The 21,804-nt window shown below is 55.5% G+C and carries 20 protein-coding genes; 16 read left to right on the top strand and 4 right to left on the bottom strand.

All coding sequences use genetic code 11. From position 1 onward, the window contains the following. Positions 1-48 precede the first annotated feature (48 nt). The 3 genes from QOL67_RS13540 (at position 49) to QOL67_RS13530 (ending at position 2,837) form a co-directional block, all read left to right on the top strand. Positions 49-1,281 (top strand): MFS transporter, encoded by a 1,233-nt coding sequence (locus QOL67_RS13540; protein WP_283426512.1) that lies wholly within the window; start codon positions 49-51, stop codon positions 1,279-1,281. 72 nt (positions 1,282-1,353) lie between these two features. After that, a complete protein-coding gene (locus QOL67_RS13535; protein WP_283426511.1) occupies positions 1,354-2,226 on the top strand; it encodes a 50S ribosomal protein L11 methyltransferase in 873 nt (290 codons plus the stop codon). A gap of 263 nt (positions 2,227-2,489) precedes the next feature. After that, positions 2,490-2,837, top strand: a complete 348-nt coding sequence (locus tag QOL67_RS13530; protein WP_283426510.1) for a hypothetical protein — start codon at positions 2,490-2,492, stop codon at positions 2,835-2,837. A gap of 171 nt (positions 2,838-3,008) precedes the next feature. On the opposite strand, the gene QOL67_RS13525 is transcribed toward QOL67_RS13530, so the two are convergent. Beyond that, positions 3,009-3,197, bottom strand: coding sequence for a DUF1127 domain-containing protein (locus QOL67_RS13525; protein ID WP_283426509.1), 189 nt, complete (start codon positions 3,195-3,197; stop codon positions 3,009-3,011). 327 nt (positions 3,198-3,524) lie between these two features. Between QOL67_RS13525 and ruvC the strand changes: the two genes are divergently transcribed. The 7 genes from ruvC (at position 3,525) to QOL67_RS13490 (ending at position 9,033) form a co-directional block, all read left to right on the top strand. Then, positions 3,525-4,031 carry a crossover junction endodeoxyribonuclease RuvC gene (gene ruvC / locus QOL67_RS13520; protein ID WP_283426508.1) on the top strand — a complete coding sequence of 169 codons (507 nt, stop codon included), beginning with the start codon at positions 3,525-3,527 and terminating at the stop codon, positions 4,029-4,031. Next, a complete protein-coding gene (gene ruvA / locus QOL67_RS13515; protein ID WP_283426507.1) occupies positions 4,028-4,744 on the top strand; it encodes a Holliday junction branch migration protein RuvA in 717 nt (238 codons plus the stop codon). Before ruvC ends, ruvA begins: the two co-directional genes overlap by 4 nt. Before the next feature lie 3 nt (positions 4,745-4,747). After that, a complete protein-coding gene (gene ruvB, locus QOL67_RS13510; protein ID WP_283426506.1) occupies positions 4,748-5,791 on the top strand; it encodes a Holliday junction branch migration DNA helicase RuvB in 1,044 nt (347 codons plus the stop codon). Between the two features lie 141 nt (positions 5,792-5,932). After that, the gene (locus QOL67_RS13505) at positions 5,933-6,211 is read left to right on the top strand and encodes a pyrophosphohydrolase domain-containing protein (protein ID WP_283426505.1); all 279 of its coding nucleotides are present in this window, start codon (positions 5,933-5,935) and stop codon (positions 6,209-6,211) included. A gap of 203 nt (positions 6,212-6,414) precedes the next feature. Further along, on the top strand, positions 6,415-6,570 hold the full coding sequence (locus tag QOL67_RS13500; protein ID WP_283426504.1) for a hypothetical protein: 156 nt from the start codon (positions 6,415-6,417) through the stop codon (positions 6,568-6,570). Positions 6,571-6,754: 184 nt separating this feature from the next. Further along, positions 6,755-7,669, top strand: coding sequence for a transferrin-binding protein-like solute binding protein (locus QOL67_RS13495; RefSeq protein ID WP_283426503.1), 915 nt, complete (start codon positions 6,755-6,757; stop codon positions 7,667-7,669). 86 nt (positions 7,670-7,755) lie between these two features. Continuing rightward, positions 7,756-9,033: a tetratricopeptide repeat protein gene (locus tag QOL67_RS13490; RefSeq protein ID WP_283426502.1), complete on the top strand. Its 1,278-nt coding sequence runs from the start codon at positions 7,756-7,758 to the stop codon at positions 9,031-9,033. Here the strand turns inward: QOL67_RS13490 and QOL67_RS13485 are convergent. Next, the gene (locus QOL67_RS13485; RefSeq protein WP_283426501.1) at positions 8,984-9,859 is read right to left on the bottom strand and encodes a DMT family transporter; all 876 of its coding nucleotides are present in this window, start codon (positions 9,857-9,859) and stop codon (positions 8,984-8,986) included. The genes QOL67_RS13490 and QOL67_RS13485 overlap by 50 nt on opposite strands. 121 nt (positions 9,860-9,980) lie before the next feature. On the opposite strand from QOL67_RS13485, the gene dacB reads away from it, so the two are divergent. The 4 genes from dacB to QOL67_RS13465 all read left to right on the top strand — a co-directional run bounded on the left by dacB (position 9,981) and on the right by QOL67_RS13465 (position 17,105). Then, a complete protein-coding gene (gene dacB / locus QOL67_RS13480) occupies positions 9,981-11,477 on the top strand; it encodes a D-alanyl-D-alanine carboxypeptidase/D-alanyl-D-alanine endopeptidase (protein WP_283426500.1) in 1,497 nt (498 codons plus the stop codon). Between the two features lie 260 nt (positions 11,478-11,737). Continuing rightward, positions 11,738-13,339, top strand: coding sequence for an ATP-binding protein (locus QOL67_RS13475; RefSeq protein ID WP_283426499.1), 1,602 nt, complete (start codon positions 11,738-11,740; stop codon positions 13,337-13,339). A gap of 271 nt (positions 13,340-13,610) precedes the next feature. Further along, positions 13,611-15,242 carry an ATP-binding protein gene (locus tag QOL67_RS13470; protein WP_283426498.1) on the top strand — a complete coding sequence of 544 codons (1,632 nt, stop codon included), beginning with the start codon at positions 13,611-13,613 and terminating at the stop codon, positions 15,240-15,242. A gap of 225 nt (positions 15,243-15,467) precedes the next feature. Continuing rightward, positions 15,468-17,105, top strand: coding sequence for an ATP-binding protein (locus QOL67_RS13465; protein ID WP_283426497.1), 1,638 nt, complete (start codon positions 15,468-15,470; stop codon positions 17,103-17,105). A 16-nt stretch (positions 17,106-17,121) separates the two neighbouring features. On the opposite strand, the gene QOL67_RS13460 is transcribed toward QOL67_RS13465, so the two are convergent. After that, positions 17,122-17,490, bottom strand: a complete 369-nt coding sequence (locus QOL67_RS13460; protein ID WP_283426848.1) for a tellurite resistance TerB family protein — start codon at positions 17,488-17,490, stop codon at positions 17,122-17,124. A gap of 197 nt (positions 17,491-17,687) precedes the next feature. Between QOL67_RS13460 and QOL67_RS13455 the strand changes: the two genes are divergently transcribed. Beyond that, a complete protein-coding gene (locus QOL67_RS13455) occupies positions 17,688-19,340 on the top strand; it encodes a lysine--tRNA ligase (protein ID WP_283426496.1) in 1,653 nt (550 codons plus the stop codon). A 63-nt stretch (positions 19,341-19,403) separates the two neighbouring features. Here the strand turns inward: QOL67_RS13455 and QOL67_RS13450 are convergent, their stop codons facing one another. Further along, positions 19,404-20,288, bottom strand: a complete 885-nt coding sequence (locus tag QOL67_RS13450; RefSeq protein WP_283426495.1) for a DMT family transporter — start codon at positions 20,286-20,288, stop codon at positions 19,404-19,406. 325 nt (positions 20,289-20,613) lie between these two features. On the opposite strand from QOL67_RS13450, the gene QOL67_RS13445 reads away from it, so the two are divergent. Further along, complete coding sequence (locus tag QOL67_RS13445; RefSeq protein ID WP_283426494.1) at positions 20,614-21,795, top strand: aspartate aminotransferase family protein; 1,182 nt, start codon at positions 20,614-20,616, stop codon at positions 21,793-21,795. The last annotated feature ends 9 nt before the right edge of the window (positions 21,796-21,804 follow it).

Below are 21,804 nucleotides of genomic sequence, written 5' to 3'. Positions count from 1 at the left end.
CAGCCTTTTGACCTCGCCTTTTTTAAACAATAGGCGTATTTGCTGCACATGTTCAGAAAAATACCCATTGATGACGCGCACCTCCTGCCTTGGTGGCGGCGCCCGATCACGCTCTTGTTCCTTATGGCGCTGGCCATGCCAATTGCCTTCAATACCTGGAGTGCACTGCTCAACAACTTCGTGATTGAAGTGGCCGACTTTGATGGCTCCGATATTGGCTTGTTGCACACTGTTCGTGAAATCCCAGGGTTTCTGGCGATTGGGGTGATTTTCTTGCTGTTGTTCATTCGGGAGCAAGTGCTGGGGCTTGTGTCCTTAGCGCTTCTTGGTGTGGCGACTGCTATGACAGCCTATTTTCCGACTATGGGCGGGATTTTGATGATCACTATGCTCAGTTCGATTGGTTTTCACTACTATGAAACCGTGAACCAGTCTCTGCAGTTGCAATGGCTAGACAAGAAACGGGCCCCTAAGACATTGGGGTGGCTTGTGGCCGCAGGATCAGCTGCAACTTTGCTGGCTTACGGAATTATTGTTCTGGGCTGGAAGCGGTTTGATTGGGACTACAGCGTCGTTTACCTCGCAGGTGGTGGCATCACAGCGCTGATTGCGCTCTACTGTTTTGTCGCTTTCCCGCAGTTTGAAGGGCGCACGCCACAAGCGCGCAAGATGGTGCTGAAGAAGCGCTATTGGCTCTACTACGCCATGCAGTTCATGGCAGGCGCACGGCGGCAGATTTTTGTGGTCTTTGCTGGTTTCATGATGGTGGAGCGTTTTGGATTTGATGTGCACGAAATCACAGCGCTCTATCTGATCAATTTGGTGGCCAACATGGTCATTGCCCCATTGATTGGCGAAGCCGTGTCGCGTTTTGGGGAGCGACGCACCCTGATCTTCGAATATGCAGGGTTGGTGATTGTCTTCTTGGCCTATGGCGGCATCTACTTCTTTGGCTGGGGCATTGTCTTAGCAGCTACGCTTTACGTGGTGGATCATTTGCTGTTCTCGCTGGCGCTTGCATTGAAGACCTACTTTCAGAAGATTGCGGACCCGGAAGATATGGCGCCCACAGCAGCTGTCGCATTTACCATCAACCATATCGCAGCAGTGTTCCTGCCGGTCCTGTTGGGGCTGTTGTGGTTGGTGTCTCCCGGGGCGGTGTTTGTGTTGGCGGCCTTGATGGCAAGTGTGTCTCTGGGATTGGCCCTTTTGATCCCCCGCCATCCCGAAAAAGGCAATGAAACACGCCTCACTCGACCTTTGGCTGCCCCAGCCCAGTAGTTTCGCACTCCGCAGGCTTGACGGGGCCAAGGGGAGACCCTAGGCCCTGCGCAACCCAATAGGAGACCGGATATGCCGACATTCACCGCATTGACCACGTTGATGGGAAAAGAACAGGCCGAGGCGCTTGGAAACGCGATGGAACGGCTTGTTCCGGAACCAACCGGAGTCGGCGTGTTTGAGGTCGAGGATGGCTCCGGCCTTTGGGAGATTGGCGGCTATTTCGTTGAAGCGCCTGACGCGGCAGGGTTGGCCGTGCTGGCGGTTGCCTTTGGGGCAAAGCCTTTTGCTGTGTCAGAGTTGCCGGAAACCGATTGGGTGGCCCATGTGAAGCGTGAGTTGGCGCCAGTCGCGGCGGGGCGGTTCTTTGTGTACGGCAGCCATGATGCGGATAAGATCCCAGAAGGCGCAGAACCGCTGTTGATTGAGGCCGCAATGGCGTTTGGCACCGGTCACCACGGCACAACGCTGGGCTGCCTGAAGGCATTGGATCGCGTGGCCAACGAAGGCTTTGTGGGCCGAAATGTGGCCGATATCGGCTGTGGTACCGCCGTGCTGGGCATGGGCGCGGCTCGGATTTGGCCCAACCCCGTGGTTGCAAGTGACATTGACGAAGTGGCGGTTGATGTGGCTCAGGCAAATGTCGCGGCTAATGGGTTGGACGGCAAAGTTATCTGTTTGGAAGCGGCAGGTTTTGGTCACCCGGATTTGGCGGCAAAAGCGCCGTATGATTTGGTTTTTGCAAACATCCTGAAAGCGCCGCTGATTGATTTGGCACCGGATATGGGAGCGAATATCGCTGCCGCTGGATACGCAATTCTGTCCGGTATTCTGAATGAGCAGGCGGACGACGTGGTGGCAGCTTATGATGCAGCAGGCTTTGATGTGCACACCCGTGAAGAGATTGGCGAGTGGACCACGCTGACTTTGACACGACACAGCTAAAACTCGACATTTCTGTAAGCAGAATCAGAAACAGGCAGCTGGATCCGGTTGCCTGTTTTTTTGTGCCACTGCCCTCTTTGTTGCCAGAGTGGCGACAGTGGGTTATTCGGGGGGGGTGTTGTTTCCACTCTTCCTGCGAACACGCATAATTGAGGTCAGATTTGTCGATAATTTGCCTCATTTTGGGCTTTGCGCCTTATTCTCGCCACATTTCAGGCCCAGATTTAGCCATGTTTGGTGGGGGCCAAACCTGAGTTGTTGCCATGAGTGAATCTTACGCAGAATTCCATGATCGCCTTGCCCGTATCTATCGCAAGCAATCAAAGACAGGTCGTGTGGGACGTGAGTCTGTTGTGATCAATCGCAACGGATACATGATTGTGAAAGGCGCTGGCCGCCGTCGGGGTATCCCTTGGGCTGGCCTGTTCACCGTGGTGGTGTCGTTCTTCATGATCAAAGGCATTTTGATGTCTCAGTATGGCCCCGATTTCTACTCTCAAGATGTGGTGCGGTTGAGCGGTGGAACTTCGGTTGAGAAGGCTGCGGCCTGGACCATGTCTCCTGATCCTGTGTCACGTTGGATTTCGACCCAGCTCAACACCAAACTCTGATCTCGCAAAGTTTCCGTGGATCCCTCCAAGATCCCACACGGCCCCGGGTCTCTCTCCCCGGGGCCGTTTTTTTTGCACCGACGCTGCACACAAAAAAACCGCCGTCTCAAAATAGAGACGGCGGTTTGCGGTCCTGAGACCTAAAACACCGTGAGTGGTGGTTATTTTGTTTTAGCGAATTGCGTAGAGGTCGGAACGCGACACGCCGATGTCGTCGAGCTCGCGGTCGCTGAGCAGTGCCAGTGCGGTACGGGTGCGGCGCTTATCGTTCCAGTCGACGAAGCGTGCAACAAGTGCGGAGATGACGTGACCGATACGGCCGGTAAAACCAGTGGTCGACGTGTATTCAAATGCGGCCATATCAGAGATCCCTTCTTGCATTACTATGGTCTGCGTTTTCGATTGACCGCACATAGGTGGCAAAAAACGCCCGAGCAAGTGTCAAACCAGCATAGGTGGCATGCGATTTTCGCATAGGTGGGAAATCGCTCAAACGCCTTAGAAATAAGGTCGCATATGGTATGGAGAAGCGTCGCAATTGGGACATTCTCGTGCTGCTTCCCGCGTGTTGACAAAACGCCGCACTTCCAAATTTTTGCTCAGGTTTTTCTTCAGGCTTGGCGTTTGTTCTCGTTTCGTGCTATTTCACGGGAAATAACAAAAATATAGAGCACATTGGGGCATGACATGCGTGTATTGGGAATCGATCCTGGGCTGAGAAATATGGGCTGGGGCGTTATTGATGCGGATGGCAGTAGAATGAGCCACGTGGCCAATGGAGTTTGTCATTCCGTTGGGCAAGACCTGGCAGCACGTTTGTTGTCACTACACGAGCAGCTCACCGATGTGGTGGCCCGTTTCCTGCCTGATCATGCAGCTATCGAGCAGACCTTTGTAAACAAAGATGGCGCGGGAACCCTGAAGCTCGGGCAAGCCCGTGGTGTCGCGTTGTTGGTGCCAGCGCAAGCCGGTTTGCACATCGGCGAATACGCACCTAACAAAGTGAAAAAGACTGTCGTGGGGGTGGGCCATGCGGAGAAACACCAGGTTGAGCACATGGTGAAACTCCAATTGCCGGGCGTGAAAATCGCTGGTCCAGATGCGGCGGATGCATTGGCGATTGCCATGTGTCATGCGCATTATGCGCGTGCAGGCGCGGGCTATGCAGAAGCATTAAAAAAGGCACAGGCATGATTGGTAAGATTTCCGGGCGTTTGGAGTATCGCAGCACAGACCATGTGCTGATTGATGTGCGAGGCGTGGGCTATATGATCTACTGCTCGGATCGCACTCTCGCAACGCTACCGAGCGTGGGAGAGTCTGTCTCGCTGTACACAGACCTTTTGGTGCGTGAAGACTTGCTACAGCTGTTTGGATTTCCAAGCCTGTTTGAAAAGGAATGGCACCGCCTGCTGATGAGCGTTCAAGGCATTGGTGCAAAGGCGAGCTTGGCTATCCTTGGAGCTTTGGGGGCAGATGGCGTGAGTCGGGCCGTGTCGCTGGGCGATGTGGCCGCGATCAAAGCGGCCAAAGGCGTCGGGCCCAAAACTGCGCAACGTGTTGTGATTGAACTAAAAGACAAAGCGCCAGCGCTCATGGCATTGGGGGGCAGCCTTGGGGAAACCCTAGCCTCAGTTTCTGGCGAAGAAGACGCTGCGGGGACGGATGACGTGATTGAGGATATGGCCCGGAAGCCGGTTAATGCTGGGGGGGCATCTGCGGCGAGCGGTGCGGCCGCTGCCGCATCTATGAGTGTGCAGGCGGACGCGCTGTCAGCCTTGGGCAACCTTGGCTATGGGCCAGCAGATGCGGCGGGCGCTGTTGCGCAGGCGGCCGGTGAGGACCCTGAAGCAGATACGTCGGTGTTGATCCGAGCCGCGCTTAAGCTGCTGGCGCCAAAGGGGTAAACGATGGAACAGCCAGACCCTACATTGCGCCCCGAGGCGCGGCCTGAAGATGCGGATCGCGCCCTGCGCCCGCAAGAGCTTGATGCGTTTATTGGCCAAGCTGAAGCAAGGGCCAATCTGAGGATTTTTATTGAAAGCGCGCGCCGTCGTGGAGAGGCGATGGATCACACGTTGTTCCATGGGCCGCCCGGTTTGGGCAAGACTACTTTGGCGCAAATCATGGCGCGGGAGTTGGGGGTGAACTTTCGGATGACCTCTGGTCCTGTGTTGGCCAAAGCTGGTGATCTGGCGGCGATCCTGACCAACCTCGAAGCGCGTGATGTGCTTTTTATTGATGAAATTCATCGCCTTAACCCGGTCGTTGAAGAGATTCTCTATCCCGCGATGGAGGATTATGAACTTGATCTTGTGATTGGGGAGGGGCCGGCGGCGCGGACGGTTCGGATTGAATTGCAGCCGTTTACATTGGTTGGGGCGACGACGCGGTTGGGGCTCCTCACAACGCCGCTCAGAGACCGATTTGGCATTCCAACACGATTGCAGTTTTACACCGAGGATGAGCTCAATGAGATTGTCACGCGCAACGCCAACAAACTTGGCGTGCCCACCCAGGATGGCGGAGCACGCGAGATTGCGCGACGCTCGCGGGGCACACCCCGTATTGCCGGCCGTTTGCTGCGGCGCGTTGTGGATTTTGCCCTAGTTGAAGGTGATGGGATTATCACAAAATCCCTTGCAGATGGCGCACTTACGCGGCTTGGGGTGGACAATATCGGGTTGGATGGAGCGGACCGACGGTATCTGTTGTTTATTGCGGAAAACTACGCTGGCGGGCCGGTTGGGATCGACACAATCAGCGCGGCCTTGAGCGAAAGCCGCGATGCGATTGAAGAGGTCATCGAACCGTTTTTGTTGCAGCAAGGGTTGATCCAACGGACGCCGCGCGGGCGGATGCTGGCGCAAAAGGCCTGGCAACATTTGGGGCTGTCAGCGCCGCGGCGCACAGAGTCCAACGATCTGTTTACCCCATCACGCAACGGCAAATAGGGCATCGGTATTGCGTCGGTATGACAACTGTTTTGTGGAGGTGTGGTTTTGGAAGATGAAAAGGTTAACACGTGTGCCCAGAGACAAGTACGTCGCGGAGCGTCCCAAGATCTTGAGACCCTGGTCCAGCAAGCGGCAACGGTGTGTGACCTCTATGCGGAGCGGTTTGGCATTGATCGGGATGCCACATGGTATCTTGCCAAACTGACTGAGGAGTTGGGGGAGTTGCAAGCGGCCTACCTTGCCACAAAGGGGGCACAGCGCGGTGCCGTGTCTGATGACGCCGCGCGGCAGAACCTTGAGGATGAGTCTGCAGACTTGTTCGGTTTCCTGCTTGTTTTTGCGGAGTGGCAGGGGATCGACTTGGCCGATGCTTTTGCGAACAAATGGGGACGTCATTTTCAGCCTCCGGCCGAATAAGGCAACCCTTGAGACAGCCTGTGGGACGCGGACATTGAGGTGTTGATACTAAAACCAAAGGTGATTCCGTCAGGGTGTCGCGCGAAATTGCTGTCCATGAGTGGAAAGAATTGTGTTCGGATTGGATCGTTTCCCCACAATTTGAAGAAATCGAGTTTTCTTAAAAATCGAGACAAGCTGGCATTGGTTAGTAAAGGCTAAACGTGTCTGCCTTTTGCGCGTTTTTTAGTAATCCAGATCGCCTGACAACCAATGGCAAGAAGCATCTATTTATCGGCTATTTGGCGGAGACATTACCGGTCTCTTACCGCCACACCGTCGCGCTTTTGGTGGCGATCTATGCCGCGTATTTTGCCTGAATTTTTGTTGGATAATGCTAAATTTTTATGGGGTTTTACGTGCTTAACGTCCTGTAAGGGAAACCGAAACGCCGCATTAAGGAAAACAGTTTTGGTTGATGCTCAAGAGTGAGCCGGTGGGACCCAAGTCGAGATCAGCTCTCTTCTCTGACCAACGAACTTATAGTCAAGCGGGTACAAGAAAATGCTGAACACATCTATCAAAGCCATGATGGCAGTGGGCGCTTTGGTGTCAATTGCAGGCTGCAAAAGTACAATTGAATCTTATGTCGAAAATGAAGTTGGCGATCGGTTGAACGACATGGCGGGCGACCGCCTGTATCTGGCGCATGGGGATACGACATTGAATGGCCGTGTTCGCTCCGGCGCGATGTCGACCGATGGTGACGGCGTCGTTACAAGTGAGCGTCTGGAAGCCGCGCGTAATGGGTCTCTTGAAATTGGGACAAATGTTGGCGAGCTTGAAAATCTTGCGATGAATAACGGCAGCTGGACCGCAAGATTTAGCGCCAATGGCGGTGACCGCATTGATGATGGGATGGACTCTCTGGTGATCACTAGCCGGTCGTCCGATGGACAGAGACGCGGATGGATGGGCAACGCAGACGCGCTTGATTTTGATCACCAGACTTTCGGAATGTGGGCAACGGGTGTCGGTACAAATAACGGCAGCGTCAATGTTGGTAGCTTTGGTAGCCGCACCGCCGCAGCGGATGTACCAAGCAGTGGCTCTGCGACTTATTCCGGCCGGTCCGTAGGCATGGTTGTGACCACCGACGGTCGCGCACTTGTTGCGGAATCCCAAGTGGGGGTGAGCACGTCTGACTTTTCCAACGTGAGCGTGGCCAGCACAAACACTTACGTGAACAACCTGTCCGGCGGAAACGCGTGGCGTGGTGCACATTTGGACTTTGCCGGCACGGGCACAGTTGATGGCAACGGGTTTAGCGCGAATATCAACGGTGTTGTTGCCTTCAGTGCAACCAGCACAGGCACGATGGATGGGGTGTTTTATGGCGATAACGCAGAAGAAGTGGGCGGCACTTTTGAGATGAACGGTGCCATAGGCAACTATACCGGTGCGTTCGGCGCGGATTAACACGTCTTGCCTTTCAGGCAAAAAATCGTGCTCTCCGCAAAAGCGGGGAGCGGCTCTTTAAAGAGTGAAAAATTAGGGTAACCAGAATGGCCAAAGCACTGTTTCAAAAATTCCACGTCTGTCTTCTGTCACTAACGCTTCTGGTGGGAGTGACTGCGGTAACGTCGGATCAGGCCGAGGCCAACACCCCGCCACAGTCTGTATTGGAAGTGGAACAGGCATTTGATTATGCCATGGCAGCTTTGGATGCCGGTCGGCCTGAGATTGCCATTCCGGTGCTTCAAAACATTCTGGCGCAAGATCCCAAACTCATTCGTGTACGGCTGGAGCTTGCGCGGGCTTACTTTATGGCCAAGCAGTGGGCGCGGTCGCGTGAAGAATTTTTCCGCGTGTTGTCCGGAGATTTACCTGAGCCGGTGCGCAAGACAGTTTTGTCTTTCATCCGGCAAATTGATGCGCGCCGTGGGTTTGACTGGGACTTGTCGCTTGGGTTTACAACGGCTGGGGGCACTCGGACCTACGACAGCGATATTGTGCATGCGGATACCGCTTTTGGCGTCCTGCCGTTTTCCATCACACGGGGCGAAGAAGAGCGGGTGCCGGCGTTGCAGGCAACTGGCGCAATGAACTTTCGTCGGGAGCTTGGCGGCAATGCCAACGGCACCACCAATACGCTTGGATTTGCCAGCCTTGGGTTTGATTTACTGGAAGCCGAAGGGCGGCGGTATGACACGGTGCAATTGCGTGCAAAGTTTGGCCTGCGGTTACTGTCTGAGAAGACCACGGCGTCCATTGGGCCGTTTGCCACAACCCAGTGGGCTGCTGGTGAGCCTTATGAGGACCGCTTTGGTTTGGAAGCCGCGTTTGAGCGTCGCAGTCTGATGGGCGGATCGGCTTATGGCGGTTTGTCCTATGCGACCGTGGACAATCGGGCCAATTCAGCCTTTGACGGTCATTTTCTGTCGGCCTTGGCCGGTTTTCGCCGGTCTGTTGGGGGACGGTCCGTCGTGGGCAGCGAACTCTACTATGAGCGCCGGACTGCGGATCAAATGTGGGTGGGGCGTCAAGGATATCAGAGCCTTAAGTGGAGCGTATACTCCTCAGTTGACGTGGGCAGTGGGTGGACTTTGTCGCCACGGCTGTATGTGCGCCATCGCGATGTGCTGGAACAGCATGCAAGCTGGGTGAACAATGCGGATGAGACCGGTATCGGCGGCAGCCTGCGGGTGGAGAAGACAAACACGTTCCTCCCAGGCGGGTACACGCCGTACTTTCAAATCGACGCGGAGCGCATGAAGAGCGACGTCGAGGCGTTTAATTCGCGGGTGTTGGGGTTTCAGATTGGCGTGGAACGCCGGTTCTGATTTTTGACAGCAGGGCTGAGGCCAGGCCGGCTCCGATGATCAGTGTGAGGCCAAGCCAAGTATAGGCGTCTGGCAGGTCCTCAAAAACCAGCCATCCAAGGGCAACTGCACTGGCAAGTTGTAGGTAGACAAACGGCGCAAGCACGGCCGCTTCGGCGCGGGCGTAGGCAAACAGTAGCAAGAAATTTCCGCCCATTGAAAAGATCGCGCTGATGGCGGTCAGCCCTGCAAGAGTGGGGGTCATTGGCGGGATTTGGTGCAGACAGAAGGGTGTCATCAGCACAGCTGCCAGAAACAGCTGCGTGAACAGCAGGCTGGTGGGACGCGCAAAGGGGGCGAGCCAACGCGAGGCTGTGAGAAAGGCTCCGTAGAACAGGCCTGCGGCAAGCGCCCAGAGCAGACCGGGTGACATGTCAAAGCTTGGGCGGACAACCAGCATCACACCAACAAAACCCAGGCCCATAAGGGCGCTGCGGGTGCGGGTAACACGCTCTCCAAGCAGAACGACAGACAGCAGGTAAGAAAACAGCGGGCCAATGAAGAAGGCGGCGAAGACGTCGGCGAGTGGTGCGGATTGCAGGGCTGTTTGGATGCAGGTGATGCCTCCGGTGAGCAGGGCAGCGCGTAGCCAAATACGCCAATTGGCGAGGAGGCGCAGTGTTTCAAGGCGAACAAGGGGCAGGGCGATAAGGCTGCCAAGCAAAAAACGGGACCACGCCACAAAGAGCGGACTGGTGCCGTGGTCTTGGGTCATGAGTTTGCCTGCGGTGTCCCCGGCGGGGATCATCGACATGGCAACAAACATCAGGACGAAGACTTTCCACATGATTGCGGCGTAACATGTTTGTACCGGGACAAAAAGTCCGCGCATTGGTGCGCGATTGCAAACAGAGAATTGATGCTTGGCGGGTTGAAACCGCAGGGGGCAAAAGGATAATGTTTTACCCATGACGAAGGAATTTTCCCGCCGTGCGTTTTTGAGTTTGAGTGCCGCGTCGCTTGGCACATCTGTTTTGGCAGACGCGCCGACGCGCTCGTTGCGGCCGGTTTTACGGCCTGGCGGAGTAAAAGCGCTGCCTGTGTCCGCACCTGCGGCAGATGCTTTGATCCGGGAAAGTGGATTGAGTGGTAAGCTCAGCTTTGCTGTGGCGCGCATGGGAGATGGCGCGGTGCTGGAAGGGCATCAGGCCACGAATGGTTTGCCGCCTGCCAGCGTGACCAAAGTTCTCACGGCGCTTTACGCCTTAACCTATCTTGGGGCAAACCACCGGTTTCAGACCAGTCTGGTGGCTGTGGGCAATATTTCCAACGGCGTGTTGCGTGGGGACTTGGTTTTGCGAGGCGGTGGAGATCCGACACTGGACACCAATGGCCTGGCGGATTTGGCCCGCACTTTGAAAGCGGCCGGTGTGCGCGAAGTCACCGGACAGTTTCTGGTTTGGGGCGGCGCCTTGCCCTCGACAAAACGGATCGACAAGAAACAGCCGGATCACGCTGGATATAACCCAGCTGTGTCCGGCATCGCGCTGAATTACAATCGGGTGCACTTTGAGTGGAAGCGCGGTGCCAACGGGTATTCTGTGGCCATGGACGGGCGCAGCGACAAATACCGTCCGGAGGTTGATGTGGCACGTATGAAAATCGTGAAGCGCAGCGTGCCAGTGTACACTTACAAATCGCAAGGCGGACGTGATCATTGGACTGTCGCCAGTGGCGCTCTGGGTAAAGGTGGCGCACGATGGTTGCCGATGCGCGAGCCGGAGGTTTATGCCGGTGAGGTGTTTCGCACACTGGCCCGGGCGCATGGGATCACGCTTAAGACGCCAAAGAAAACCAACAATGCACCACGCGGGGCGGTGCTGGCGCGCAAGCAAAGCCCGGCGTTGAAGACCATTGTCAAAGCCATGCTGAAATACTCTACAAACATTACCGCCGAAATGGTGGGCTTGGCGGCCAGTCAAGCGCGCGGTGCGCAGCCCGGGTCGGTGAAAGCCTCCGCAGCGGCAATGAATGCTTGGGCGGCACAAGCGTTGGGCATGCGCAATGCGGCGTTGGTTGATCATTCTGGCTTGGGGGAGGCTTCGCGGTTGCGGGCGGATGAGATGGCGGTGATGTTGGCGCAGGCAGGGCAGCACCAAGTGTTGCGCCCGATCCTGAAAACCATTGCGCTGCGTGGCTCCAACGGCAAAGTGAACAAGGCCCATCCGCTTAAGGTCAATGCCAAAACCGGCACGCTGCATTTTGTGAGTGCTCTGGCGGGATATGTCACCACGCCGGACGGTCGCGAGCTGGCTTTTGCGATATTTGGCGCAGATGTGAATGCACGAGACCGTTTGATTGGGCCGGATAGAGAGCGGCCACAGGGCGCGCGCACCTACAATGGACGGGCCAAGAAGCTACAGCAGAAGCTAATTGAACGCTGGGGCACGGTATACGGCGCTTGAAGGCGCGCGAGTGCGCGTAATGCGTGCAATCTTTGCGTAAAAGCTGGTTTGGGTTTTCAAATTTCTTGACGGAGCTTTGTGGCGTCGTTGATAGTTTTTTCAATGGGTTCGCGGCGGCGCATGGCGTGCCAAGGAGTGTGAAATTGGTGATGTCTCTCCAAGGATAAGCGGACGGCAAGGTTTCAGTAACCAGTTCAGAATAATTTGAACTAGAATTTTAATGCCCATCGAGATTGGGCCGTCAGGTTGCGGGATAACACGTGCGGAAACGCGATAGACTGGATGAATTTGCTTTCTTAGAAGAAGTCCAGATGGGCATCTTTGTGCTTGAAGTGGGCGAGGATGGGCTGCCGCGATATGTGATGATGAACAAAGTCGCGCGCACAACCGCCCAAGTGGATCAGGCGTTTATCGAAGGCAAAACAGCAGCCGAGATTTTTCAAGGGAAATCCGGAGATTGGGCATTAGCAAAACACATTGCTGTGATGGAAAGCGGTGAGGCGGCGACGTATGAAATTGCCTTCCCATTTGCGACCTACATGCTTGATATACGCACCACTCTTACGCCGATTTTTAATAAGGATGGCACGCTTTCCCATATGTTGGGGTGCTCGGCTGATGTCACCTCCGAGCGTCAGCGCGACGCAGCCCTTTCCTTGACAAAGGTTGCCAAGGAAAAGGCGGAACAGGCAAATAAAGCCAAAGAGCAGTTTTTGGCCAATATGAGCCACGAGATCCGCACACCGATGAACGGCATAATTGGCATGTGTGATCTGTTGCGGGAAACCACGTTGAACAATCGGCAAAAGCTGTATTCTGATACAATCTCCAGCTCGGCCAACGCGCTTTTGGACATCATCAACGATGTGTTGGATTTTTCAAAAATCCAGGCTGGAAAACTGTCGATTCATGACTCGCCGTTTTCGTTGCGGAGTTTGGTTACGGAAATCGCCACGCTGTTGGGTATACGGGCGGAGGCCAAGGGGCTCAAAATTCACGTTAGTTACGGAAAGTCTGTGCCACCTAACTTTTTGGGAGATGCCAGTCGAATTCGGCAAGTCCTTCTGAATTTGCTTGGGAATGCCATCAAATTTACTAAAGTTGGGCAGATTGACGTGTCGGTAACTTATGATGCTGATGCCAAACGGTGGCCACTAAAGCTGGCCATTAGTGACACCGGTCCTGGAATTGCGGATGCTGAAAAAGACCTAATCTTTTCTGCGTTTGAACGGATCGACAACTTGGCTACGCGTAGGGAAGACGGGACAGGCTTGGGGTTGACCATATCGCAGGCATTGATTGAACGCATGCATGGCAAGATTGATGTGGAGAGCGAGGTGGGTGTTGGCACCACATTCACCGTGTCGTTGGCGTTGCCGGTCACTGAGGAAATGGCCGAAGTTCAGGAAGTTGAGCCCTTGCTGATCGCGTCTTATCCGCCAATGGATGCGCAACCTCGCCCGTCTGAGCCGGAACCACAGCCGGGGGAGCAGCTCAGGGGCATGAAAATCCTCGTGGCTGAGGACAATCGGGTGAACCAGTTGGTGATCCGGAAGATGTTGGCACCAACCGGGGCGGAATTGCATTTTGTACCAGATGGGCAGCAGGCCGTGGATGCGTACAAGGCCGGGCAATGTGACCTCATCCTGATGGACCTGTCTATGCCTGTTTTGGGCGGGCTTGAGGCCACGCGACAAATTCGTGCTTATGAAAAAGATGTGAAACGCCGGGCCTGTAAGATCATTGCGGTGACTGCCAATGCCCAGCCCAGTGACGCGGAAGCCTGTATGGAGGCGGGGATGGATGATTTCTTGAGCAAGCCGTTTCGGAAAGGCGAATTGATCTCCATCATCGAGTGGTGAACTGGGCCAGCGAATATTGTTCTGGTTAGCGAGGCTTGCGAGGAAGCTTTGACTTAGTTGTCAGGCACATCACGTGGGGACAGGGCTGGCGCTTGTGGTTGCAAACAAAAGACGACAACCCTTATTGGGCAGCAAATTCCTGTGGCTTAGGCTGACAGTATGGATAGGTAGATGCGGTGGGTATTGTTGGTTTCCTCCATTTCGCAACAGTTTGGTAACACTTTATTAGATAAGACACATCTGAGAATAACCTTCACCAGAAGGGGTGGCGATGACGCGGCAAGCACCAAGCGCGACAGAATTGGATTTCCCAGGCTACCATACGCTTTTGGATGCCGTCCCATCCGCTATCTTTGTGTTGAAAATTTGCGAAGATGGGCTCCCGCGCTATGTCACCATGAACAAGGCTGGCTGTGATCTGGTGCAGCGCCGCCAAGAAGATATTGTTGGGAAGACCGCATTCGAGATTTATGGTGGTGCGATGGGGGACCGGGCGCTGGCAAAACACCTTGCGGTGATCGAGGCCGCAAAGACGACGACCTATCTGTCGGTCATTCCGTTTCCGAAAAATGTGATTGATCTGCGCACCACGCTGACGCCAATTTTTGACGACAACGGTGTGATGACCCATTTGATCGGTTTTAGCCTTGATGTCACGCCAGAGCGAGAGCGTGATGAGGCGCTCGAGCTGACCAAAATCGCAAAGGTAAAGGCCGAAGAGGCCAGCTCAGCCAAGGAGCGGTTTTTGGCCAATATGAGCCATGAAATTCGCACGCCGATGAACGGCATTCTGGGCATGTCTGAGTTGATGCAGGAAACCGAACTGACATCACAGCAGCAGTTGTATTCAAACACGATTCACACCTCGGCCAATGCGCTGCTGGATATTGTGAATGACGTGCTGGATTTCTCCAAAATTCAGGCGGAAAAATTGTCTCTGGTTGAGGAGCCGTTCTCGCTGTTGCAGGTGATCCTGGAAGTGACCACCCTGTTGAGCACGCGGGCGGAGACCAAGGGCTTGGTGCTGCACACGGACTACCCGCCGATGGTGCCTCATGGGTTTGTAGGTGATGCCAGCCGGATGCGACAAGTGCTGTTGAACCTAATTGGCAACGCGATCAAATTCACCGATGCGGGACGGATTGATGTGACAGTTGCGTTTGACGGGGAGGATCCGCCTTATCCGCTGCGGGTCACGGTGTTGGACACCGGGCCGGGGATTGCACAGAATGCGCAGGACGCAATTTTCTCGGCTTTTGAGCAGGCTGATGAGCCCGGTGCGCACCGGGAAGATGGCACTGGTTTGGGATTGGCGATTACGCAGGCGCTTGTTGAACGCATGGGCGGAAAAATAGTGGTTGAAAGTGCCCTAGGCGAAGGGGCGGCATTCACTGTGCAATTGGATTTGCAGGTGGCTGCGGCCACCGACTTCGTTGAAAGCCGTGTCTCGGTGGCGCCTGAGGTCAGACAGAGTCCGAGCATTGATGCCGCTGCACGGCCTAAGGGTGGGGCATCCGCGATAGAGATGCCGTCGCTCAAAGGGGTGAGAATTCTAGTGGCGGAAGACAACCGCACCAATCAGCTGGTGGTGAGCAAAATGCTAGCTCCGACAGAGGCGGAATTGCAGTTTGTCCCGGACGGGCAGCAAGCGGTGGACGCTTACAAAACTGATGGCTGTGATCTGATCCTGATGGATCTGTCGATGCCGGTCATGGGAGGGCTGGACGCCACGCGGGAAATTCGAGCGTTTGAGAGAGATGTCGCGCGCCCGGCCTGCAAAATTATTGCCCTGACGGCCAATGCGCAGCCCAGTGATGCGGAAGCCTGTCTGGAGGCGGGCATGGATGAGTTTCTGAGTAAACCCTTCCGCAGGGGGGAACTGATTTCAAAGATTTCTGGGTAGGGTTGTTCGGTCGTCGTGCCGTTTGGTCCAAAGTACAAATGCGGGCCGAACCCTACGACAAAAGTCGTATATCCAAGCGGCCTTGTGACGCTTGTTCCTATTCAAATTTTAGAATTAATTAACCAAACCTTGTGAATTTACGGCGAACAAAAAGGCAGCTCGCCTAATGTCCACGCTATTGTTTCACAGGCAATTCGGGGACGGCGATGAACTAAGGGGAAGATCGTGGATCAAAGTCGGCAAATTGACCCGTTTGCACTTTTGAATTCGGTCGCTTTTTCTGTGTTCGTGCTGGAAGTCTGTGACGACGGTATGCCGCGATATGTGACTGCGAACGGCCCTGCGCTGGAGTATGCGGAGGTCACCTTGGATCAGGTGGTTGGCAAAACAGCGCTGGAGGTGTTTGGCGGCGTGGTTGGACAGCGCGGGCTGGCGCACCATTTGAACGTTGTGGCTCAGGCGGAAGAGGTCACCTATGAGGTGCCAATCCCTAAGGGCAGTAGGGTTGCGCTAATGCGCACCACGCTCACTCCGTTGTTCAACAAAGATGGGAAGCTGACGCATTTGGTTGGCTCATCCATGGATGTGTCCGCCAACAAAGAGCGTGATGATGCGCTGGAATTGACCAAAATAGCCAAAGAACGTGCCGAACAAGCGGTGCAAGCCAAAGAGCGATTTTTGGCCAATGTGAGCCATGAGATCCGCACGCCAATGAATGGCATTATGGGGATGTGCGAGTTGTTGCGGGAAACCGCGTTGGACGAGCAACAGCGGCTGTATTCTGAAACGATTTACCATTCGGCCAACGCGCTGTTGGAGATTGTAAACGACGTGCTGGATTTTTCCAAAATCCAGTCGGAGACAATTTCGCTGCATATTGAGCCGTTCTCGCTGCGCACACTCATTTCGGAAACCGTCATGTTGTTGAGCGCACGGGCAGATGCAAAAGGCTTGGTGCTGCTGGAAGATTATCCGTCGGATGTGCCGGATGCCTTTGTTGGGGACGGAACACGGGTACGGCAGGTGGTGCTCAACCTGATTGGCAATGCCATCAAATTCACCTCTGAGGGGCATGTCTGTGTTGGTGTGACCTATGTGCAGGGAGAGCCGCGTCCCTTACGGATAGCTGTGTCCGATACCGGTGCTGGTATTGCGCCAGAAGATCACGAGATGGTGTTCTCTGCCTTTGAACAGGTGGATCGGCCTGCAATGCAGCGGGAGGAAGGTACGGGACTGGGACTGGCGATTACGCGCGCTGTGGTTGAACGTATGGGGGGGAAGGTCTCGGTGTACAGTGCACGGGGGGAAGGGGCCACCTTCAAGGTGTGTCTGGGTCTCCCGATTGCGGAATCTCAAGATGTCCAGGCCCCGCCGTGTTGTGCGCCGTCGCCAATCAAAGAAGACCGTCCACCACAACTGGACTTTGAACTGGTTGTCTCACCCAAACCAGTCGCCGATGTGCCACCATCGTTGCAGGGCGTCAAAGTGCTGGTGGCGGAAGACAATAGGACCAATCAGCTGGTGGTGAAAAAGATGCTGGCACCAACTGGTGCGGATTTGGCGTTTGTCGAAGATGGGCAGCAGGCCGTGCGGACCTATGAGGCTGAGGCTTGGGATGTGGTGTTGATGGATCTCTTGATGCCGGTTATGGGCGGTTTGGAGGCCACCCGAGAAATTCGTGCTTTTGAAAAAGGTGCTGATCGGCCCGCGTGTAAGATCATCGCGCTGACCGCCAATACGCAGCCGAGTGACATTGATGCAAGCTTGGAGGCGGGGATGGATGACTTTTTAAGTAAGCCCTTCCGAAAACACGAGCTTCTGTCGATAATCGATAAAGAGGCGCGGCTATCAGAGAAAGCCTGATAACCGCAATTGTATATCAGACCATGTGGCGAGCGCGGGCGCCGCGTTCGATGCCAGCGGCGTGCAGGCGGTCAATTTCCAACTCGTAGCGGATTTCTTCCAAGATTCGCAGCTCGGATTCCGCCAAAGTGCCATCCGCCGCTGCCACATCGCAGGCCAACGCATAGGCGGTTTCAAACAGGTGTTGTGGCAGGTCGTGGCGCACAAGGCCAAACAAGGCTGCCAGGCCGTCTTCCTGTTCAAACAGTTCAAAGACCAGCTGGCTGACGTGCTGCATACGGTCGATGTCATATTCGGCAAAAACCGGCAGGTTGTTCACGGCAACCTGAATCTTGACCAGCTCTGCGGTGCGGATGTTTTCGTCAGAAGCCGATACGGCGATCATCACAGCGACAAGGCAGTCTTGTGGTGTGAGGGTGGTTGGGGTCTTATCCGGCACTGGGAATTCCTTTGAAATAACCTTGTTGCGGTGCAGAATATTGACTGACCCCGCAAGGAGCAATAGGAAGCGTCGGATTGTCTTGTGCAATGAGGCGCTGGGCATGATTTTGCTGAAACCAATCCCGACATCGGAGATGGACAATGTCTGACCTGCGCGACGCAGCCCTCGTATCCAAAGCCTGGCCCTTTGAAGAAGCGCGTAAGCTTCTCAAACGCTACGCAAAGGCTGCGCCGGAGAAGGGATATGTGCTGTTTGAGACAGGCTACGGTCCTTCCGGCCTGCCACATATCGGCACCTTTGGCGAAGTGGCCCGTACCACAATGATCAAGACCGCATTTGAGGCGATCAGCGACATTCCAACCAAGTTGATCTGTTTCTCAGATGACCTGGATGGCATGCGCAAGGTGCCCTCCAATGTACCAAACCCGGAACAGCTGGAGCCGTATTTGCAGATACCGCTGACGTCGGTGCCGGATCCGTTTGGCACGCATGAGAGCTTTGGCGATCACAACAACGCCATGCTGCGCCGGTTCTTGGACACGTTTGACTTTGAGTATGAGTTCTACTCAGCCAAGGAGTTTTACGAGACTGGTCAGTTTGACGAGATCCTGAAACGGGCGGTGGAGCGGTATGACGAGGTCATGGCGATCATGCTGAAGTCGTTGCGCGAAGAGCGGGCGGCGACCTATTCGATTTTCCTGCCACTGCACCCGGAAACCGGGCGCGTGCTGTACGTACCGATGAAAAAGGTTTGTGCGGAGACCTACACTGTCACCTTTGACGATGAAGACGGTAAAGAGTGGACCGTGCCGGTGACTGGCGGCAATGTGAAGTTGCAGTGGAAGCCAGACTTTGGCGCACGCTGGGCGGCATTGGGTGTGGACTTTGAGATGTATGGCAAAGAACACGCGACCAACGAGAAGATCTATGATGCGATCTGTCGTGCGTTGGGCGGCCGTCAGCCAAACCACTTCTCCTATGAGCTGTTCCTGGATGAGAGTGGTCAGAAGATCTCGAAGTCTTCCGGCAACGGCGTGTCAATCGACCAATGGCTGACTTATGCCTCCACTGAGAGCCTCGCGTACTTCATGTACCAAAAGCCAAAGACCGCAAAGCGGATGCACTTTGATGTGATCCCAAAGGCTGTTGATGAGTATCACCAGCAACTGCGGGCCTATCACACGCAGGACATCAAGGCGCAGCTCAACAACCCGGTGTGGCACATCCACGGCGGGGACGTGCCGCAGTCCGATATGGTGGTGCCGTTCTCGATGTTGCTTAACCTGGCGTCGGCGTCGTCTGCGGAAGACAAAGCTACCATGTGGGGCTTCATCAACAAGTATGCGCCAGATGCGACCGCAGAAACCCATCCGGGGATGGATGCGGCGGCTGGTCATGCGGTGAGCTATTTCAAAGATTTTGTGAAACCCGCAAAAGAGTATCGCGCGCCCACCGATCAGGAACGTGCTGCGTTGGAAGATTTGGCTGGGGCATTGGGCTCTGCGGAAACCGCGCTGGCGGTGATTGCGGCGAAGAATGAACTTGTTGGTAATAATGATCCGCTGCCAGAACCAGATTTTGCGGATGAAGAGTTCCTGCAGTCGATTGTGTTTGCTGTTGGCAAGACCCACGGGTTTGAGCCGCTGCGCGATTGGTTCAAAGCAATTTATGAGGTGCTGCTGGGCGCATCTCAAGGGCCTCGTTTTGGCGGCTTCATTGCGCTTTATGGTGTGGATGAGACTGTTGCGTTGATCCACAAGGCGCTGGCGGGTGAATTGATTGCAGCAGAGTAAGATCGGCTGACAGCACAGGATTTGAAAAGGCTCCGCTTTGGCGGGGCCTTTTGCGTTTGGGGCTTAACGAATGCGGGCTTCGCGCCAGACCAGTACCGCTGCGGCGCAGAGGATGATGCCTGCGCCAAGCCAGCTGATTGCGTCGGGTAGGACTGAGAACACCAAGGCGTCGTAGAGCGCGGCGAAGGACAGAGATGTGTAGAAAAACGGGCTGACAAAGCTGGCGTCTGCCAGGCGCATGGCGTTGATGAAGCAAGTTTGCGCGGAGGCCATCAGCAGGCCAATGCCTGCGAGTGCGGCCCATTGTTGTAAGGTCGGCATTTGCCAGACAAAGGCGGCTGCGACCGTGGCGATTGCCAGTCCGATTGCGTTGTTGATCAGCAGGATTTGGAAAGGGCGTTCGCGGCCGGTGAGCTTCTTGATGAAGATCAGTTCGCCGCCCATGGCGCAGGCCGCGCCCAAAGCCAGAAAAGCGCCGAACTCCAAGGCGCCAGCGCCGGGGCGAGTGAGTACCATGGCGCCGGTGAAAGCGAGGGCGGCAGACCCCCAGCGCCATGGGCCGATTTTTTCACCTAGGAAGGGGATCGCAAGCAGCATACCAACCACCGGGTTGAGGAAGCTGATCGCAGTGGCATCAGAGAGCGGAATGAAGGTCGCAGCGGCAAACATCAGTGTGACGCCGCCCCAGCCCAAGGTTGATCGGCCAATGTGCAACCCCCAGTTGGGGCGTGTGATGGTTGGGCGGATGATCATAGCAGCGGTGGCAAATCCGAGGAATGCAAACAGAAAACGTCCATGGCTGATCTGTAGAGGGTGCAGCTCTGGCCCCAAGGCACCGGTGCCCAAAGCCTTGGCCAGCAGTGTGGTGCCTGCCGCAAAGGCGGAGGCTGCTAAGGTCAGTGCGGCGGCAAGGGCTGGATTGGCGCGGGGCAGGGATTGTTCGCTCATGAGGCGGTTATGAGCCGGTGATTTGAGGCTGGCAAGTGGGGTTTTGCTCGGGCCTGACTGATGCGCCTCAGTGTGCCGATTTGTACAGATGTCACAAATTTTGCGCGAATCGACAGTTGGGGGTTCCCATTTGTCGCTGATCCATCTAGGCAAGGCGCATGATCAAACGCACAGATATCCCTTTTGTACGACGCCGACGCATCACCGCGTGACCGGTACTTGATCCATTGCGCTGCAAAGTGGCGCACAACCTCTCAAAAACATTGACGTAAATGCCGCAAGTGATGCAGTCACTAAAGCTCATGATCTGAAAAGGAAGATCGATATGATCCCGTCCGTTTTGCCGACATACAACCGCGCCGCCCTCACGTTTGAGAAGGGCGAAGGAAGCTGGATGATTGAAGCGGACGGCCGACGTTTTCTCGATCTGGGGGCGGGCATTGCTGTCAACGTTTTGGGCCACGCCAATCCGATTTTGGTGGAGGCGTTGACCGCGCAGGCGGGCAAGCTTTGGCATGTGTCCAATCTCTACAACATCACGCAACAGCAGGCGCTGGCGGACAAGTTGGTGGCCAGCACGTTTGCTGACACCGTGTTTTTCACCAATTCCGGCACCGAGTGCTGTGAGCTGGCGGTGAAAATGGCGCGCAAGTACTGGCATGACAAAGATCAGCCGGAGCGGGTGGAGATCATTGCATTTGAGGGTGCGTTCCACGGTCGAAGTTCTGCCGGGATTGCGGCGGCTGGGGCTGAGAAGCTGGTGGCGGGCTTTGGACCGTTGCTGCCTGGCTTCCATCAGGTGGCCTGGGGCGATCTGGATGCAGCCCAGGCGCTGATCAGCGATCAGACCGCAGCGATTATTGTGGAGCCGGTGCAGGGTGAAGGGGGCATTCGCCCTATGGCGGACGCGGATTTGAAAGCGCTGCGCGCGATCTGTGATGAGGCGGGTATCCTGCTGATCATGGATGAGGTGCAATGTGGCGTGGGCCGGACAGGAAAGTTGTTTGCGCATGAATGGGCCGGTGTGACGCCGGACATCATGATGGTTGCCAAAGGCATTGGCGGCGGCTTTCCCCTAGGCGCGGTATTGGCCACCGAAGACGCGGCCAGTGGCATGGTTGCAGGCACACATGGCTCGACCTATGGCGGCAACCCTCTGGCCTGCGCCGTGGGTGGTGCGGTCATGGATGTGGTCGCGGAGGATGCCTTTTTGGCGGAGGTGAACCGCAAGGCCGGTTTGTTGCGTCAAAAGCTGGAAGGGCTGGTGGCGGAGCACCCTGAGGTATTCGAAGAGGTGCGCGGTGCCGGGCTGATGTTGGGGCTGAAGTGTTCCAAAGCGGCTTGTGGCGACGTGGTCGCGGCGGGGTATGACAACGAGGTTGTGACCGTTCCTGCGGCAGACAATGTGGTGCGGTTGCTGCCGCCCCTGAACATTACGGATGAAGATATTGCCGAGGCCGTTGTGCGGCTTGAGAAGGCAGCGGCGCAAGTGGGCGCAGAAGGTTAAGGACGAAAA

This window comes from Shimia sagamensis (genome assembly GCF_900182745.1).
GTDB classification, from domain to species: domain Bacteria; phylum Pseudomonadota; class Alphaproteobacteria; order Rhodobacterales; family Rhodobacteraceae; genus Shimia; species Shimia sagamensis.
The sequence above is the reverse complement of the archived record's forward strand: the minus strand, read 5'-3'. Positions and strand labels throughout refer to the sequence as shown.

Bases quoted from the DNA above. Each gene is read 5' to 3' on its own strand.
- QOL67_RS13540 (WP_283426512.1), top strand. From the start codon at position 49: ATGTTCAGAAAAATACCCATTGATGACGCGCACCTCCTGCCTTGGTGG.
- QOL67_RS13535 (WP_283426511.1), top strand. From the start codon at position 1,354: ATGCCGACATTCACCGCATTGACCACGTTGATGGGAAAAGAACAGGCC.
- QOL67_RS13530 (WP_283426510.1), top strand. From the start codon at position 2,490: ATGAGTGAATCTTACGCAGAATTCCATGATCGCCTTGCCCGTATCTAT.
- QOL67_RS13525 (WP_283426509.1), bottom strand. From the start codon at position 3,197: ATGGCCGCATTTGAATACACGTCGACCACTGGTTTTACCGGCCGTATC.
- ruvC (WP_283426508.1), top strand. From the start codon at position 3,525: ATGCGTGTATTGGGAATCGATCCTGGGCTGAGAAATATGGGCTGGGGC.
- ruvA (WP_283426507.1), top strand. From the start codon at position 4,028: ATGATTGGTAAGATTTCCGGGCGTTTGGAGTATCGCAGCACAGACCAT.
- ruvB (WP_283426506.1), top strand. From the start codon at position 4,748: ATGGAACAGCCAGACCCTACATTGCGCCCCGAGGCGCGGCCTGAAGAT.
- QOL67_RS13495 (WP_283426503.1), top strand. From the start codon at position 6,755: ATGCTGAACACATCTATCAAAGCCATGATGGCAGTGGGCGCTTTGGTG.
- QOL67_RS13490 (WP_283426502.1), top strand. From the start codon at position 7,756: ATGGCCAAAGCACTGTTTCAAAAATTCCACGTCTGTCTTCTGTCACTA.
- QOL67_RS13485 (WP_283426501.1), bottom strand. From the start codon at position 9,859: ATGTGGAAAGTCTTCGTCCTGATGTTTGTTGCCATGTCGATGATCCCC.
- dacB (WP_283426500.1), top strand. From the start codon at position 9,981: ATGACGAAGGAATTTTCCCGCCGTGCGTTTTTGAGTTTGAGTGCCGCG.
- QOL67_RS13470 (WP_283426498.1), top strand. From the start codon at position 13,611: ATGACGCGGCAAGCACCAAGCGCGACAGAATTGGATTTCCCAGGCTAC.
- QOL67_RS13460 (WP_283426848.1), bottom strand. From the start codon at position 17,490: ATGATCGCCGTATCGGCTTCTGACGAAAACATCCGCACCGCAGAGCTG.
- QOL67_RS13455 (WP_283426496.1), top strand. From the start codon at position 17,688: ATGTCTGACCTGCGCGACGCAGCCCTCGTATCCAAAGCCTGGCCCTTT.
- QOL67_RS13450 (WP_283426495.1), bottom strand. From the start codon at position 20,288: ATGAGCGAACAATCCCTGCCCCGCGCCAATCCAGCCCTTGCCGCCGCA.
- QOL67_RS13445 (WP_283426494.1), top strand. From the start codon at position 20,614: ATGATCCCGTCCGTTTTGCCGACATACAACCGCGCCGCCCTCACGTTT.